The sequence below is a fragment of the Azorhizobium sp. AG788 genome (assembly GCF_943371865.1).
Classification (GTDB): domain Bacteria; phylum Pseudomonadota; class Alphaproteobacteria; order Rhizobiales; family Xanthobacteraceae; genus Azorhizobium.
Genome location: NZ_CALRWL010000002.1, coordinates 88,849 through 104,259, shown reverse-complemented (window position 1 = coordinate 104,259; position 15,411 = coordinate 88,849). Strand labels below are relative to the sequence as shown.

Below are 15,411 nucleotides of genomic sequence, written 5' to 3'. Positions count from 1 at the left end.
CCTACTCCGCCGCGGCGCGCAGCCGCGTGGCGCCCGCCTGTTCCCGATCGAGATCGCGCGACAGATGCCGCATCACCTCGGACGAAGTGTCGGACAGGCTGGCCTTGTAGTTCGAGATGGCGCGGGCAAACACGTTGTAGATGATGACAGCGGGGATCGCCGCCACCAGGCCGATGGCAGTCGCCAAAAGCGCTTCGGCGATACCCGGCGCCACCACAGCGAGGCTGGTGGTCTGCGATTTCGAGATGCCGATGAAGCTGTTCATGATGCCCCAGACGGTCCCGAACAGGCCGACGAACGGCGCCGTGGACCCGATGGTGGCCAGAAGTCCTGTGCCCAGAGACATGCGCCGTCCGGCCCCGGCCTCGATGCGATTGAGGGAAATCGCCACCCGCTCCTTGATGCCCTCCGCCGGCAGGGCGCGCGAGGCATCCACCTCGGACAGCGCCGCCAGCACCAGCCGCGCCGCCGCGCCGCCATTCTTCGGCAGGCCGCGGGCCGAGGCCATCAGGGTCGGAGACTGGCGCAGGATATGGAGGGCGTGGCGAACCTTGCGATTGGCCGACACCAGCTCGATCATCTTCACCAGCCAGATGGTCCAGGTGACCACCGAGGCAAAGGCAAGCCCCACCATGACCGCCTTCACCACGATGGCAGCGGCCATGAACATCCCCCATGGGGACAGATCATGGGGCAGCCCCGCACCGGCCGTGCCGGCGGGCCGGGGCACATGGCCCTCGCCGACCACCGGCGCCGAAGGCGTGCCATCCGGAGCGCCAGCGGCCGATGGGGTGGCCGGAGTGGCGGACGCAGGGCCAGCGGCAGCAGCAGGAGCGCCCACGGTGGCGGAAGCAGCTGGCGCGGCGGGAACAGGTATCGGGGAAACCGCGGCCGGGACGGCCGGACCTGCCGCCGCGCCGGAATAAGGCGCGGGCGCCACCGGGGCCGCCGAGCCCGAAACCGGCGCGGGTGAGGCCGCGGGGCGGGCACCGGCAGGCGCCGACACGGTCGGCACCGACGGGACAGCTGCCGGAGCCGAGACCGCGGGGGCTGTCGACGGGACTGTCGTCGCCTGTGCCAGACGAAGAGGATCCTGGGCCACCGCCGCCGCAGGGAATAGACCGACGCAACACAGCAGCACCGCTGTCGCCATTGCACTCCGGGTACATGCCACGGGCATGCAAGACACATCGCGTTTCATCATCGCGCGTCCACCAGCAATCGATTTCTGCAAATTTGGCTGGCGTCCCCGCAAAGGGTTGGCTGGCTGACGAACTTATAGCGCCAACATCCCGCAGCGCGGAACCCCTCGGCGCTAGTTTGGACAGGCTCCAGTCTTGCGCCGCCGTGACGCATGTTCCTGCCGTTACGTCGGCGCGCGTGCGTGCTAGGCAGAATGATGGCAAAGTTGAAGCCAGGATGCGACAGCACCCGAGCAGAACGGTCGTGGATACTGCCACATCAATGATACCGCTCCGGCCGGCCTCACCCGATCTGGCTGGGTCGGATGTTGAAGTAGAGAATCAGGTTTGAGGGAGAGCGGGTTGTCGGCGAAACGCCACGGCGCCAAGGTTGACCAGCGGGGGTGCCATTGCGACGGCACGCCGCTCGGCGCGCGGCGTCGCGGGCTTGCATCGACGCTCGGCCATTGGCTTGCCGCTTATCTGGTGGTCCTGCAGGCGGTTCTCGCCGGTCTTGCCGCCGGGGCCATGGCGGCGCCCGGCGCCGCCGATGCCTTCACCCTCTGCCTCTCTGCCCCATCCGACGGGGGCGCAGGCGCCGACCATGGCGGCACCGCTCCGGCGCGCGTCTTCCATGACTGCAACGCCTGCCCCCTGGCCGGCGGCACACCGGTCCTGCTAGGCATTCCCACCGCCGAACCGCCGCGGGCGTTCGATTTGGCGCAGGCCATCGCCCCCGCCGTGACGCGGGCCGTCGCCCCGGTTCCGCTGTTCGAGAGCGCCCGCCCCCGCGCACCGCCGTCGCAGGGCTGAGCTTCGGCACTGAGCGCCCCGCCTGCTTTTCATCCCGCCCGCCTTTCATCCCACCTGCCGCCAGGATGCGCGTCTGCGCGTCGGCGCTTGGATATCGCCATGCCCGCCTTCATCCCCCCTCACCGTCCCGCCCTTCGGGGCCGGGCGAGTCGCCGCGCATTGCTGGCCGCCACCGCCCTCCTCTCCCTGCCCGCCTCGGCTTTGGCCGAAGACGCGACCGTCGCCTTGCCGGTGGTGAGCGTCCAGGCCGGGCCGGGCGGCTCGCTGACCGTCCCCTCAGCCGCAGAGGCACGCGCCGCCATCGAACTCACGCCCGGCGGCGTCGAAGTGGTCACCGACGATGCCTGGACCAACACCCGCGCCACCACAGTCAAGGACATGCTGGACTTCGTGCCCGGCGTGTTCGCCCAGCCCAAATGGGGCGAAGACACCCGCCTCTCCATCCGTGGATCCGGCATCTCGCGCAGTTCACATCTGCGCGGCATCCAGCTGTTCCAGGACGGCATCCCGCTCAGCTCTGTGGATGGCGGCGGCGACTTCCAGGAGATCGACCCCACCGCATTCCAATATGTGGAGGTGTTCAAGGGCGCCAATGGCTACCAGTTCGGTGCCAATGCCTTGGGGGGTGCGATCAATTTCGTCACCTTCACCGGCCGCGATGCGGACCCGGCCGTCGTGCGGGTGGACGCCGGCTCGTTCGGCTTCTACCGCTTCCAGGCCAGCGCCGGCGGAGCCCAGGGAGCATTCGACGGCTTTGTCACCGGCTCGTGGATCACCCAGGACGGCTACCGCAAGCACTCTTCGGGCGAGAACACCCGCGGCAGCGCCAATTTCGGCATCCAGGTGAACGACAATGTGGAGACGCGCTTTTATCTGAACGCCACCAACGTCAATCAGGAAATCCCCGGCGCCGTCTCGAAGACCGTCGCGCTGAACTCACCGCAGACCGCGGCGCCCGGCAATGTGCTGCTGAACTACCAGCGCAATATCGAATCCGTGCGGCTGGCCAACAAGACCACGGTGGTCTTGTCCGACACCACCAAGCTCGACGCCGGCGTGTTCTACACCAACAAGGACCTCAACCACCCGATCTTCCAGGTCCTGAACTATAATTACGAGGAATATGGCGCCTTCACCCGCCTGGTGGACGAGCGCACCATCGGCGGCTTCAACAACCGCCTGGTGGCCGGCATCAATTACGGCACCGGGACGACCGACGCGAAGCGCTACATCAACAATGCCGGCAATGCCGGTGCGCTTGCCTATTTCTCCAACGATGCCGCCACCAACACCACTTATTATGTGGAAGACAATTTCTACCTGACGCCCACATTCTCGCTGGTTGGCGCGTTCCAGTTTCTCAACGCCACCCTCGACCGCACCGGCTTCTACAACGCCAAGAGCGGCGGCAATGAGTACAACCTGTTCCTGCCCAAGGCCGGCTTCGTGTTCGAGCCCGCGGCCGGGGCGCAGGTGTATGGCAATGTCTCGCGTTCGGGAGAGGTGCCGACCTTCTCGGAGCTGACGAACTTCGTCGATCCCATCATCGGCAATCTCCAGGCGCAGACCGCCACCACCATCGAGATCGGCACCCGTGGGCGGCAACCGAACTTCACCTGGGACGTCTCGCTCTATCGCTCCTGGGTGGAGAACGAACTCCAGTGTCAGGACCCCGGCAATACGCTGGGCCTGACCTGCACCGTGGTGAATCTGGGCAGCACCATTCACCAGGGCCTGGAAGCCGGCTTCGGCGTGGCGGTTCTGAAAGACCTGTTCACCGCCGGCCCGGTCACGGACCAAGTGTGGTTGAACGTCGCCTATACCTATAGCGACTTCTATTTCAACAATGACCCGGTGTGGGGCAACAATCGCCTGCCCGGCATTCCCCCGCATTACCTGCGCGCCGAGTTGCTCTACAAGCATCCCAGCGGCTTCTACGCGGGGCCGAACGTGGAATGGGTGCCGGTCGCCTATTATGTGGACGACGCCAACACTTTGGACTCATCGCCCTATGCGCTCTTGAACTTCCGCGCCGGCTACGATCGCGGCAAAGGCCCGTCCATCTATCTGGATGCCCGCAACCTGTTGAACGTGAACTATATCGCCAGCGCCAACGTCACCGCGCGGGCGAGCGCCAACCAGGCCTTGTTCGAGCCGGGCAATGGGCGCTCGGTCACGGTCGGCACCCGCTTCGCCTTCTGACAGGGACGACCCCGGCCGCGCGTGGCGGCCGGGGGCTTTGCGTCACGCCGCCTTGACGGACCGCGCCAGGGCGCTGAACGGCTTGCCGCCCTTCAGATGCTTCTCAATGTCCTCCAGCGAAATGCCGCTGGTCTCCGGCACCAGGCGCGCGGTGAAGACCACCCCCGCCACGCACACCAGGGCATAGATGGAGAACACGCCGGCCAGGCCGATGTCCGCCACCAGCACGGGGAAGGTCAGCACGACGATGAAGTTGAACACCCAATTGGTGATGGAGGCCGCGCTCATGCCCGGTCCGCGCAGATGCAGCGGGAAGATCTCCGACATCATCACCCACGGCAGCGGGCCGATGCTGATGGCGAACGAGGCCACGTAGAGCACCAGCCCGATCAGCGCCAGGATTTGGAGGTCCGGCGAGCCGGTCGCCGCCGCGGCGGCAATGAGGCCGAGGCTCAAGGCGGCCCCGGCAAAGCCGATGAACAGGAGCTTGCGCCGCCCGATGCGGTCGATCAGCCCCATGGCCAGCACCGTCACCAGCACATTGACCACGCCGATGCCCACCGTCGCCAGCATCTGCGTCGAGGTGGAATCGAAGCCGGACAGGCGGAACACGGTGGGGGCGAAATAGATCACCGCATTGATGCCGCTGAGCTGCTGCAACAGGAACAGGCCCATGCCGACGATCAGCGCCGGGCGCGCCACCGGGCCGAACAAATCGCGCCAGCTTCCCTGCGCCAGATCCACCTGCGCCGCCGCCTCGATGGCGGACAATTCAGCGGTGACCAGGCGGTCATCGATCGGCAGGCTCTGGGTCTTGGCGATCACCGCCCGCGCTTCTTCCCGGCGCCCGCGCAGCACCAGCCAGCGCGGCGTATCGGAGAGAATGGCGATGCCGATCAGCAGTGCCGCCCCCGGCACGATGCCCGCGGCGAACATGGCGCGCCAGGAGTCGGAAAAGGTGTAGCCCACCAGATAGGCGCCCAGAATGCCGAGGGTGATGGCGAGCTGGTAAATGGACACCAGCATGCCGCGAATGCGGGCCGGGGCGGTCTCCGAGATATAGAGCGGAGCGATCATGGCGGCGACGCCGATGGCGAGGCCCAGCAGCAGGCGCGCCACGCACACCAGGATCAGGCTGGGGGCCAGCGCCGACAGGAGCGCGCCGACCACGAACAGGAAAGCCGCGCCCAGCAACAGCTTGCGACGCCCCACGGGCCGGGCCAGCCATCCGCCGATCAGCGCGCCGCCGACCGCGCCCAGCGGGACCGTGGCGGTCATGATGCCTTCCGCCAAGGGCGAAATGCCGAATTCGGCGCGCAGGAGATGCAGGGCGCCGGCGATGACGCCTTCGTCGAAACCAAACAGCAGGCCGGCGATGCCTGCGATCGAGGCGATAAGGTACACCATGAGCTTCGACCCTCCCCTCCCCGGCTCTGGATGCCGGGGTCCCGAGGTTTTGTAGAGCGCCGCGCCCGGGCTGTGAAGCGCAAGCGGGGCCTCAAGGGCCGCCCCGCCATCGCCCGCCATTCCGGCCCGACCGACGCCACCCGGAAGAGGGCACCCCCTGAAAATGCATGGCGTCCCTGCGCCCGCCGGTCCCCGCCGGGATTGACGGGGGCGCCGTCCTCCCGTAACGCCTCAGGCCTCTCGCACAACAATGGACCCGCGCGTAGCGCCATGGCTGAACTCGCGCCCACCCACATGCCCACCAGCCCGCCCTCCGGTGCGCCGCGCATCTCGTTTGTTTCCCTGGGCTGCCCGAAGGCGCTGGTGGACAGCGAGCGCATCGTCACCCGGCTGCGGGCGGAGGGCTATGAGCTGACCCGCAACCACGACGGCGCCGATCTGGTGATCGTCAACACCTGCGGCTTCCTCGACAGCGCCAAGGCCGAAAGCCTGTCGGCCATCGGCGAAGCCTTGGCGGAGAACGGGCGGGTGGTGGTCACCGGCTGCATGGGTGCCGAGCCGGAGCAGATCCGTGCGGTTCATCCCAGCGTGCTGGCGATCTCAGGGCCGCAGCAATATGAGAGCGTCCTGGCGGCCGTCCATGAGGCGGTGCCGCCCCGGCACGATCCGTTCCTGGATCTGGTGCCCGAGCACGGCATCAAGCTGACGCCCCGCCACTATGCCTATCTGAAGATCTCCGAGGGCTGCAACAATCGTTGCACCTTCTGCATCATCCCCAAGCTGCGCGGCGACCTGGTCAGCCGCCCCCTCAACGAGGTGATGCGCGAGGCGGAAAAGCTTGTGAATGCAGGGGTCAAGGAACTCCTCGTGATCTCGCAGGACACCTCCGCCTATGGGGTGGACCTGAAATATGCCGAGAGCCGCTGGAAGGACCGCGACTGGTCCACCCGCTTCTTCGACCTGGCCGAGGCCCTGGGGGAGCTCGGGGCCTGGGTTCGGCTGCATTATGTCTACCCCTACCCCCATGTGGACCGGGTGATGGAGCTGATGGCCGCCGGCAAGGTGTTGCCATATCTGGATATTCCGTTCCAGCACGCCAGCCCCTCGGTGCTGCGGCGGATGAAGCGGCCGGCGGCGCAGGAGAAGACCCTGGCGCGGGTTCTGGGCTGGCGGGCGGCGGTGCCGGAGCTGACCTTGCGCTCCACCTTCATCGTCGGCTTCCCCGGCGAGACCGAGGCTGAATTCCAGGAACTGCTTGATTTCCTTGAGGAAGGCCAGCTGGACCGGGTGGGCTGCTTCAAATATGAGGCGGTGGCCGGCGCCCCGGCCAACGGCCTGGAAGATGCCGTGCCCGAAGAGGTAAAAGCTGAGCGTTATGATCGCTTTATGCGCGCCCAGCAGGTGATTTCCGCCCGCCGGCTGAAGCGCAAGGTGGGCACCCGCCAGCAGGTCATCATCGATCAGGTCGGCCCCGGCGGCGGCGTTGGCCGCACCAAGGGCGATGCCCCGGAGATCGACGGTTCGGTGCGGATTTCCTCGCGCCGGCCGCTGCGGGTGGGCGAGATCACCACGGTCAAGATCGACGCCGCCGACGCCTACGACCTGGTGGGCACCGCCGTCGGCTTCTGACACGTCCGCGCGGAACGCCGCGAAGTTCCCCTCAATTCCCCGTCAGGTCCGCTGTCGCATAACACTGTCATGCGACAGCGGCGGCAGCCGCATGTGCCGTGACACGCCCGCACGGGGCGGCGGCGCGTCTCCCCCGGATACCGTCCACAGATTTCAGCCGGCCGTGTCCAGGCTCGCCTGACCGGCTTCTCCCGGCCAAGGCCCCCGCCGATGCGCCGCCCAAACGCACAGCGCCGGCGGCTCGCCCTCTGGCGCGCCGCCGGCGCTGTGTCTTCGGCATCCTCAAAGACCGAACGCCACGGGACCCCAAGGTCCCGCCGTCCGGAAGGGCTCAGCCCTCGTCGTCGTCGGTCTGTTCCGGCGGCACCAGGCCCTGGAGGCCGGCCAGCAGCTCTTCCTCGGTCATGCGGTCGAACACCACGTCGGAATCGTCGCCCGAGCCCGAGCTGTTGCCCAGCAGCGGCACATGCTCCGGCTCCGGCTCGTCCACCTCGGTATACTTCTGCAGCGAGTGGATGAGGTCTTCCTTCAGATCCTCGGGGCTGACGGTCTCGTCGGCGATCTCGCGCAGGGCGACCACCGGATTTTTGTCGTTATCTCGATCGATGGTGATCGGCGAACCGGAGGAGATCATGCGGGCGCGATGGCCGGCGAGGAGGACCAACTCGAAGCGGTTGTCGACCTTGTCGATGCAATCCTCAACGGTGACACGGGCCATGAAGTCGGCACTCCTAAGGGCGCAGGATCGCGATGCAAGGGATGGGAAAGATTGGCCGTATATCGTATTTGCCAGGTTGCGGCAAGCGCGGGATACGTTTTTCGCTTGCACTTCGCCGCGGCTTGTTCGAGAAATGCGCTTAAGGTCCAGTTTAAAACTCTTCAAAGTTCGTAACTAAAACATTACCAGCGGGCGGTTGCATGCAAGGTTTGGAGAAAATTGCGCTGTTCATCGACGGCGCGAACCTATATTCCGCGACCAAGTCGCTGGGATTCGATATCGATTATAAACGGCTATTAAAAGAGTTCCAGGGACGCGGATATCTGCTCCGGGCCTTTTACTATACGACCCTGGTGGAGGATCAGGAATACTCCTCGATCCGCCCGCTGCTGGATTGGCTGGATTATAACGGCTATTCCGTGGTCACGAAATTGGCACGGGAGTTCACCGACAGCCAGGGCCGGCGCCGGGTGCGCGGCAACATGGATATCGAGATCGCCGTCGATGCCATGGAGCTATGCGGCCATGTGGACCACATCGTGCTGTTCTCCGGCGATGGCGATTTCCGCTCGCTGGTGGAAGCCCTGCAGCGCCGGGGCATCCGCGTGAGCGTGGTCTCCACCATCTCCACCCAGCCGCCGCTGATCTCCGACGACCTGCGCCGGCAGGCGGATGTGTTCATCGACCTGGTGGACCTCCAGGGCAAAATCGGCAGAGACCCCTCCGAACGGGCCGGTCGCATGCAGGAGACGCCGCGCTTCCTGGAGCGCCGGGGCGCCCCCCTGCCGGATCCGACCGAAACCTGATCGATCTGGACCTGACGCCGGAGACCGAACCGCCGCATGCTTGCCGAACCTGGGCGCGACTGCCCGCTTTGCCCGCGCCTCGCCGGCTTCCGCACCCAATGGCGCGCGGCGGAGCCCACTTGGTTCAACGCGCCGGTGCCGGGCTTCGGCCCCATGGATGCGCGGCTGCTCATCGTCGGGCTGGCGCCCGGCGTGCGCGGCGCCAACCGCACCGGGCGCCCGTTCACCGGCGACTATGCCGGCGAATTGCTCTATCAGACCCTGATCGACTTCGGCTTTGCCCGCGGCACCTTTGCCGCCTCCCCCGATGACGGACTGACCCTGCATGACGCCCGCATCGTCAATGCGGTGCGCTGCGTGCCGCCGGAGAACAAGCCGACCACCGAGGAAATCCGCACCTGCCGGCCCTTTCTCGCCGCCGACATGGACGCCATGCCCCGGCTCACCACCATCGTCGCTTTGGGCAAGATCGCCCATGATTCCACGGTGGTGACTTTGGGCGAGCGGATGTCGCGGGCCAAATTCGGCCACGGCGCCAAGGCCGTCATCGCCGGCAAGACGCTGTTCGGCAGCTACCATTGCTCCCGCTACAACACCAATACCGGCGTCCTGACCCCGGCCATGTTCCAGGCGGTGTTCGCCGCGGTGCGCGCCCATCTGGACGCCGAGGACGCCCGCGCCGGCTCTTGATGAGGCCCGCCCCCCCACCGGCGCGGATCCTGCCCTAGCCGGCCCGATCGCGCAGGAACGAGACCACCTGCGCGGCGCTCTGGTCCGGCGGGAACACCGGGTAGAACACATGGGCGATGGCACCATCCTGGATGATCAGGGTGATGCGCTTCAGCAGCGTCTTGTCCTCCACCTTGAAGGTGGGCAGCCGGATGGCGCGGGTCAGCTCGAAGCGATGGTCGGACAGCAGCGGGAACGGCAATTGCAGCCGGTCGGCGGCCTCGCGCTGATATTCGGTCTCCTGGCTGGAGAGGCCGAACACATGGCTGACCCCGACGCTGCGCAGATCCTCGAAATGATCGCGGAAGGCGCAGGATTGCGGCGTGCAGCCCCGGGCACCGGGAATGGCATCCCAGCCGGCGGGGGACGGCAGCTCGGGATGAGCGGTCCGGGGATAGGCATAGACCACCGCCAGGCCGGACAGATCGGACAGGTCCACATGCTCGCCATGGGTGCCCACGAGGCGGATGATGGGCAATTCCAAGCCCGGCAGATGCGCGGCGGCGCCATCATCCTCCGGCACGGGAAGATCGGCGGGCAAAGAGTGGAAGTCGCTCACGGGGCACCTCGTCTCACAAGAATCAGCCGGCCGTTGGATCGGACCCGGGCGCCAATTGGCGCTGAGGTCGCGGGCGGCACCCACGGCGAAAGCCAAGGCCGATACGCCAGCGCCATCTAAGCAAATTTGCAGCGGCCGCGGTCAAGTCTTTCGCGCCGACCGGCGCGCGCGCCCCGCGGCACCGCCGCCGCCGCTTCATTTCGGGTCAGATGCAGGCGATCCTTGCCATATTTTATTGCATCGCCCGCTGCGTAGGCCATGATCTGCCAGCCGCAAGGAGCCGTAGGATTGGCTCTTGCCGCGCCCAGGGAACAGCCGCAGTGCATCGCGACCACGCCACATATGACAGAGCCTCCCGCCGCGGAGCGCCGCCGCAGCCGGCGTCGTGGCTCTATCGGCAGATGGCCCGGCTCGCCCCTCTGTCCTATCTGCAAAAGCTGATCCTGGTCCTTCTGGCCTGCACCCACCTTCCGCTTGCGCTTCTGCTGCTGGCCGCCACGGCCGGGATGTTCGATGCCTTCGCCCTGGAGACCGGCCATCTGCTGCTGGGACTGGCCGGCACCCTGCTCAGCGCCGGCCTGGCGGGCGTGGTGGTCGAGCAGATGCTGCGCCCGGTGACGCTGACCGCCCAGGCGCTGGAAGCCTATGCGCTGGAGGGGCGCACCGTCCAGTTGCCCACCCATTATGACGACGCCGCCGGCCACATGATGCGCGACGCCTCCGGCCTGCTGGCGGAACTGGATGACCTGCGGCGCGGCCCGGAAAATTACGACGCCGCATCCGAGCTTCCCAATCGCGCCTTTCTCAGCCGCTTCATCGCCGAACTGGCCCATGCCGGCGTCGGCTTCCGGGTGCGCATGGTCCGCATCATGGGGCTGGAGGGCTCGGTGCGCCCGGGGGTCGCCAGCGCACTGCTGCACACCCTGGCCGAGACCCTGGAGCAGGACGACGCCGCCCGCACCATCGCCCGCATCGACGACCGCACCCTGGCGCTGGTGGAACTGACGCGGGAGGGCGAGGCGACACCCGCCTCGCTCCAACGCCCGATTGATGCCTTCGTGCGCGATGCCGAGGATGTCGCCCCGCAGGTGCATGCGGGCGAGGCGCTGTTCCCGCGCCACGGATCGGACGCGGAAGGCCTGCTCGCCGCCGCCGCCGCCACGCTGGTGCCGGTCTCCGGCGCGGTGGCCGCCCCGGCCCTGAGCGGCACCGACGCCCATCACGACACCGCCGACCTGGACCGCGACCTGCGCCGCGCGGTCACCGACGGCGACTTCCGCCTGTTCCTCCAGCCGGTGGTGGCCACCCGCACCGAGCGCATCGTCAGCGCCGAGGCGCTGCTGCGCTGGAACCGGCCGCTGATCGGCAATGTGCCGCCGTCCCGCTTCATTCCGCTGCTGGAAAAGGCCGGCATGATCGACGAGGTGGGCCGCTGGGTGCTGACCGCCGCCTGCCGGGCGATCAAGGTCTGCGATGCGGCCGGGCTGCCGCAATTGCAGATCGCGGTGAATGTGTCGGCGCGCGAATTGCGCAATCCCGGCCTGCTGCGGCAGATCCGCGACGTGCTGGCATTCGAGGGCGTGGCGCCCAACCGCATCGAATTGGAGATGACCGAGAGTTCCGCCGCCGAGGACCTGACCCGCTCGCGCGCCTTGTTCGTGGGGCTGCGGGATCTGGGGGTGGGGGTGGCCATCGATGATTTCGGCACCGGCCAGGGGGGACTGGCCTATCTGAAGGCCCTGCCCTTCTCCAAGCTGAAGATCGACCGCGAATTCGTCGCCGGGGTGGACCGGCGCCGGGATTGCCAGGCCATCTGCCAGAGCGCCATCGCACTGGCCGGCGGGTTCGACATCGACGTGGTGGCCGAGGGGGTGGAGACCGCCGCGGAAGCCGCCCGGCTGCGCACCTTCGGCTGCACCCAATTGCAGGGCTTCCGCTTCGGCCGGCCCATGCCGGCGGTGGATTTCCCCGCCTTCGCTTTGCACGGCACCTGAACCGACACGGGATCTCTGAGCCGAACGGGGCGGCTCCCCGCCGGCGGCGGGCCGCGTCAGGCCTCCCGCGCCTGTGCGCCGCGCGCCAGCGCCACGGTCAGCCACACCGCCGAGACGAGGAAATAGAAGGCGCCGAATGCGGCATAGGGGGCGATGTCGGTGATGCCCGGGGTTCCCGCGCCGGTGGCCCGTACGATGAAGATGGTGCCGGCCAGCGCCGACTGCGCCCCGCTCAGGATCATCGCCCATTGCGCGCCCGTCTTCCAGCGACGCACGCCGGTCACAAGTTGGAACAGGCCAGCGAGAATGGCCCAGGCACCGAACACGCCCAGCACCGCATTCAGGCTTTGTCCGAGGGCGACGGCGACCGCGAGGGTGGTCAGGGCGCTCACCAGGACGTTGAGCGCCTGGCTGGGATTGGCCCTCAGGCCGCCGCTCTGCCGGGCATCGACCAAATTGGCGATGGCATCCCAGGCGGGATAGGCGACCAGAAGCACCGCCGCCACCGGCGGCATGCTCCGTCCGACCGTGAAGGCGGCGGCCACCCAGGCAAGGGAAACGCCGGCGCGGATGAAATAATAGGACTTCAGCCACTGCGATGCGGACAGGCGATCGGGCGGCTGGAGGACCGGGATGTTCATCGGAACGTCCTTTCGGGTTTGGCCATTCGGCCGGATGATCGGCAAATGCGGACCTTTCCGGCAGGCTGGGAATTCCGCCTTCAAATCCGGAAGAAACCGCGTATTCTCATGGCGATACGCGCCCTGATGGCGTGTTGTGTACAGCGTGAAGCCGCTCTCTCGCCATGACCGAACTGCTGGAAAACTTGACCGATCATCCGGGCGGCGCGCCGCAGGGCGCCACCTCCGGCGATCTGCTGTCCCACGTGCTGGCGCAGGTGCGCCTCACCGGCGACCGGGTTTTCTCCCACGCGCTGGCAGAGCTGGAGCCGCTGGATCTGGAGGCCGGCGCGGCCCATGTGGTCATCGTCACCAAGGGCACGCTGCGCGTCGAGGGCGACGAGCGGGAGCCGGTTGCTGTCGATGCGGACGACCTCGTGCTGTTCCCGCGCGGCCCCGGTGCCTTGCGGCTCGCGGCGTCAGAGGGGCTCACGGAGGTGGTGGTCTGCCGGTTCTGGTTCGATCCCGAGAGCCTTCGGGGCATGACCTTCGCGTTGCCGCGGCACATTCATATCCGGCGGGCCGAGGGCGCCGGATGGATCGAGGGCATCGCGCGCTTCCTGTTGATCGAAGCCGGCGACGTTCAACCGGGCGCCGCCTTGATGATTTCCCGGCTGATCGACCTCATCGTCATCCGCACCCTGCGCACCTGGGTGCACCAGGGCCGCGCGACCGGCTGGCTCGGCGGGCTGAGCGATCCGCGCATCGCCCGATCGCTCAAGGCCATTCACGCGGCGCCGATGCAGCGCTGGAGCGTCGCGGCCATGGCCGGAATTGCCGGCATGTCGCGCGCGAGCTTCTGCGACCGGTTCACGGCGCTCGTGGGCTGCCCGCCGCTGCGCTACCACAATGAATGGCGCCTGCGGCTGGCGCGGGACATGCTCGCGCGGCGGGATGCGCGGGTGGGCGAGATCGGCCTGCGCATCGGCTATGAATCGGAGGCCGCCTTCAGCCGGGCCTACAAGGCGCTGTTCGGCCATTCGCCGCGGGTGGCCTATGCGGTGCTGAACGGGCCCGGGCCCGCATGAGCGGACCTCCGCGGCGCGATGGGGTGCGCGGTCAGTGGCGCGCCTCAGCCCCGGTCGCGCATCAGGCGGGCCTTGTCGCGGTTCCAGTCCCGCTCCTTGACCGCCTCGCGCTTGTCGTGGGCCTTGCGGCCCTTGCCGAGCGCGATCTCCACCTTGGCCCGGCCCTGCTCGTTGAAATAGAATTTCATCGCCACCACCGTCATGCCCTCGCGCTCCACCGCCACGGTGAGCTTGTGGATCTGGCGCTTGTGCAGCAGCAGCTTGCGCGGGCGGCGCGGCTCATGGTTGAAGCGGTTGGCTTCCAGATATTCCGGGATATAGGAATTGTAGAGCCACAATTCCCCTGACTTTCCAGCGGCATAGCTCTCGTGGATGGTGGCCTTGCCGGTGCGCAGGCTCTTCACCTCCGTGCCGGTCAAGGCGATACCGGCCTCGATCACCTCGCCGATGTCATAGTCGAAGCGGGCCCGCCGATTGTCGGCGACCACTTTGCGGGGCAGGTCTTTCTTTTTCTCAGCCATCAGGGTCTCGAAACGGGGCGTGCGCGAACCCGCACACCGCCCCCACGCGCTTGCGTCAGTTTCAGTTGATCAGCCCGGCATGAACCATGGCGGCGCGGATCGCCACCTGGGCGCCCTGCGTCACCGGCACGATGGGCAGGCGCGCCTCCTCGGCCATCTTGCCGAGCAGGGAGAGGGCATATTTGGTGGGCGCGGGGCTGGATTCCATGAACAGCGCCGTATGCAGCGGCACCAGCTTGTCCTGGATGGTCAAGGCTGCCGCATAGTCCCCGGCCGCGCAGGCCGCCTGGAATTGCGCACACAGCGCCGGGGCGACATTGGAGGCCACCGAGATGCAGCCCACCCCGCCATGGGCATTGAAGCCCAAAGCGGTGATGTCCTCGCCGGACAATTGGCTGAAGTCCGCCCCCATCGCCTGGCGCTGCAGCGACACCCGCGACATGTTCGCGGTGGCATCCTTCACGCCGACGATGTTCGGCAGCTCATAGAGCCGCGCCATGGTCTCCACGCTCATGTCCACCACCGAGCGGGCGGGGATGTTGTAGATGAAGATCGGCAGGTCCACGGCGGACGCGATCGCCTTGAAGTGCTGGTACAGCCCTTCCTGGGACGGCTTGTTGTAATAGGGCGTCACCACCAGCAAAGCATCGGCCCCGGCCTTTTGCGCGTGCTGGGAGAATTCGATCGCGGTGGCGGTGTCGTTGGAGCCGGCGCCGGCCATCACCGGCACCCGGCCGGCCGCCTGGCTCACGGTCCAGTCGATCACACGCTTGTGCTCATCGTGGGAGAGCGTGGGGCTCTCGCCGGTGGTGCCCACGGGCACGAGGCCGTTGGTCCCTTCCGCGATCTGCCAGTCCACGAGGTCGCGGAACGCCTTCTCATCAAGGGCGCCATTGCGGAACGGCGTGACGAGGGCGGTGAAGGAGCCGCGAAACAACGACGCGGGCGATGCGGACGACATGGCTGGAGCCTTGTTTTCTATTTTCGATGCGCCCCGCACCTTGGCGGGCGCAGGACGGACCGCATCAGATACAGCGTTGTCACCCGAACGAAAAGGGTGTGTCTTATCATCCGGTGATTGCAGCGCCGCCAAACCGCCCGCATCGATATTTACGGTGGTTAGCCTTTCGTCAACGCGGGTCGG

Annotated in this window: 14 protein-coding genes; 7 read left to right on the top strand and 7 right to left on the bottom strand. The window is 67.2% G+C overall.

All coding sequences use genetic code 11. From position 1 onward, the window contains the following. Window position 1 precedes the first annotated feature (1 nt). Window positions 2-670 (bottom strand): tonB-system energizer ExbB, encoded by a 669-nt coding sequence (gene exbB / locus AAG816_RS01875; protein ID WP_341987961.1) that lies wholly within the window; start codon window positions 668-670, stop codon window positions 2-4. Between the two features lie 874 nt (window positions 671-1,544). On the opposite strand from exbB, the gene AAG816_RS01870 reads away from it, so the two are divergent. Together AAG816_RS01870 and AAG816_RS01865 are read left to right on the top strand one after the other, a co-directional pair. Further along, window positions 1,545-1,994: a hypothetical protein gene (locus tag AAG816_RS01870; protein ID WP_341987642.1), complete on the top strand. Its 450-nt coding sequence runs from the start codon at window positions 1,545-1,547 to the stop codon at window positions 1,992-1,994. 99 nt (window positions 1,995-2,093) lie between these two features. Next, the gene (locus AAG816_RS01865; protein WP_341987641.1) at window positions 2,094-4,196 is read left to right on the top strand and encodes a TonB-dependent receptor; all 2,103 of its coding nucleotides are present in this window, start codon (window positions 2,094-2,096) and stop codon (window positions 4,194-4,196) included. Window positions 4,197-4,238: 42 nt separating this feature from the next. On the opposite strand, the gene AAG816_RS01860 is transcribed toward AAG816_RS01865, so the two are convergent. Further along, entirely contained in the window at window positions 4,239-5,603 is a 1,365-nt protein-coding gene (locus AAG816_RS01860; RefSeq protein WP_341987640.1) for a sugar porter family MFS transporter, read from the bottom strand. 294 nt (window positions 5,604-5,897) lie between these two features. Between AAG816_RS01860 and rimO the strand changes: the two genes are divergently transcribed. Continuing rightward, window positions 5,898-7,232, top strand: a complete 1,335-nt coding sequence (gene rimO / locus AAG816_RS01855; RefSeq protein ID WP_341987959.1) for a 30S ribosomal protein S12 methylthiotransferase RimO — start codon at window positions 5,898-5,900, stop codon at window positions 7,230-7,232. A 331-nt stretch (window positions 7,233-7,563) separates the two neighbouring features. Here the strand turns inward: rimO and rpoZ are convergent, their stop codons facing one another. Next, a complete protein-coding gene (rpoZ, locus tag AAG816_RS01850; RefSeq protein ID WP_341987638.1) occupies window positions 7,564-7,950 on the bottom strand; it encodes a DNA-directed RNA polymerase subunit omega in 387 nt (128 codons plus the stop codon). 200 nt (window positions 7,951-8,150) lie between these two features. Between rpoZ and AAG816_RS01845 the strand changes: the two genes are divergently transcribed. Together AAG816_RS01845 and AAG816_RS01840 are read left to right on the top strand one after the other, a co-directional pair. After that, window positions 8,151-8,756, top strand: a complete 606-nt coding sequence (locus AAG816_RS01845) for an NYN domain-containing protein (RefSeq protein WP_341987637.1) — start codon at window positions 8,151-8,153, stop codon at window positions 8,754-8,756. A 36-nt stretch (window positions 8,757-8,792) separates the two neighbouring features. Further along, the gene (locus AAG816_RS01840; RefSeq protein WP_341987636.1) at window positions 8,793-9,446 is read left to right on the top strand and encodes a uracil-DNA glycosylase; all 654 of its coding nucleotides are present in this window, start codon (window positions 8,793-8,795) and stop codon (window positions 9,444-9,446) included. A 34-nt stretch (window positions 9,447-9,480) separates the two neighbouring features. Here the strand turns inward: AAG816_RS01840 and AAG816_RS01835 are convergent, their stop codons facing one another. Beyond that, complete coding sequence (locus tag AAG816_RS01835; protein WP_341987635.1) at window positions 9,481-10,044, bottom strand: peroxiredoxin; 564 nt, start codon at window positions 10,042-10,044, stop codon at window positions 9,481-9,483. A 401-nt stretch (window positions 10,045-10,445) separates the two neighbouring features. On the opposite strand from AAG816_RS01835, the gene AAG816_RS01830 reads away from it, so the two are divergent. Next, window positions 10,446-12,038 (top strand): EAL domain-containing protein, encoded by a 1,593-nt coding sequence (locus AAG816_RS01830; protein WP_341987634.1) that lies wholly within the window; start codon window positions 10,446-10,448, stop codon window positions 12,036-12,038. A gap of 56 nt (window positions 12,039-12,094) precedes the next feature. Here AAG816_RS01830 and AAG816_RS01825 read toward each other — a convergent pair whose 3' ends face one another. After that, window positions 12,095-12,679, bottom strand: coding sequence for a DUF308 domain-containing protein (locus tag AAG816_RS01825; protein WP_341987633.1), 585 nt, complete (start codon window positions 12,677-12,679; stop codon window positions 12,095-12,097). A gap of 164 nt (window positions 12,680-12,843) precedes the next feature. Here AAG816_RS01825 and AAG816_RS01820 point away from each other — a divergent pair, with 164 nt between their 5' ends. Continuing rightward, on the top strand, window positions 12,844-13,746 hold the full coding sequence (locus AAG816_RS01820) for an AraC family transcriptional regulator (RefSeq protein ID WP_341987632.1): 903 nt from the start codon (window positions 12,844-12,846) through the stop codon (window positions 13,744-13,746). Between the two features lie 44 nt (window positions 13,747-13,790). Here the strand turns inward: AAG816_RS01820 and smpB are convergent, their stop codons facing one another. Beyond that, on the bottom strand, window positions 13,791-14,267 hold the full coding sequence (gene smpB, locus AAG816_RS01815; RefSeq protein WP_341987631.1) for an SsrA-binding protein SmpB: 477 nt from the start codon (window positions 14,265-14,267) through the stop codon (window positions 13,791-13,793). Between the two features lie 61 nt (window positions 14,268-14,328). Then, entirely contained in the window at window positions 14,329-15,228 is a 900-nt protein-coding gene (gene dapA / locus AAG816_RS01810) for a 4-hydroxy-tetrahydrodipicolinate synthase (protein ID WP_341987630.1), read from the bottom strand. Window positions 15,229-15,411: the final 183 nt, after the last annotated feature.

Coding starts and splice junctions, on each gene's coding strand:
- AAG816_RS01845 (WP_341987637.1), top strand. CDS start 8,151: ATGCAAGGTTTGGAGAAAATTGCGCTGTTCATCGACGGCGCGAACCTA.
- AAG816_RS01840 (WP_341987636.1), top strand. CDS start 8,793: ATGCTTGCCGAACCTGGGCGCGACTGCCCGCTTTGCCCGCGCCTCGCC.
- AAG816_RS01865 (WP_341987641.1), top strand. CDS start 2,094: ATGCCCGCCTTCATCCCCCCTCACCGTCCCGCCCTTCGGGGCCGGGCG.
- exbB (WP_341987961.1), bottom strand. CDS start 670: ATGTTCATGGCCGCTGCCATCGTGGTGAAGGCGGTCATGGTGGGGCTT.
- AAG816_RS01860 (WP_341987640.1), bottom strand. CDS start 5,603: ATGGTGTACCTTATCGCCTCGATCGCAGGCATCGCCGGCCTGCTGTTT.
- smpB (WP_341987631.1), bottom strand. CDS start 14,267: ATGGCTGAGAAAAAGAAAGACCTGCCCCGCAAAGTGGTCGCCGACAAT.
- dapA (WP_341987630.1), bottom strand. CDS start 15,228: ATGTCGTCCGCATCGCCCGCGTCGTTGTTTCGCGGCTCCTTCACCGCC.
- AAG816_RS01820 (WP_341987632.1), top strand. CDS start 12,844: ATGACCGAACTGCTGGAAAACTTGACCGATCATCCGGGCGGCGCGCCG.
- AAG816_RS01830 (WP_341987634.1), top strand. CDS start 10,446: ATGGCCCGGCTCGCCCCTCTGTCCTATCTGCAAAAGCTGATCCTGGTC.
- AAG816_RS01825 (WP_341987633.1), bottom strand. CDS start 12,679: ATGAACATCCCGGTCCTCCAGCCGCCCGATCGCCTGTCCGCATCGCAG.
- rpoZ (WP_341987638.1), bottom strand. CDS start 7,950: ATGGCCCGTGTCACCGTTGAGGATTGCATCGACAAGGTCGACAACCGC.
- rimO (WP_341987959.1), top strand. CDS start 5,898: ATGCCCACCAGCCCGCCCTCCGGTGCGCCGCGCATCTCGTTTGTTTCC.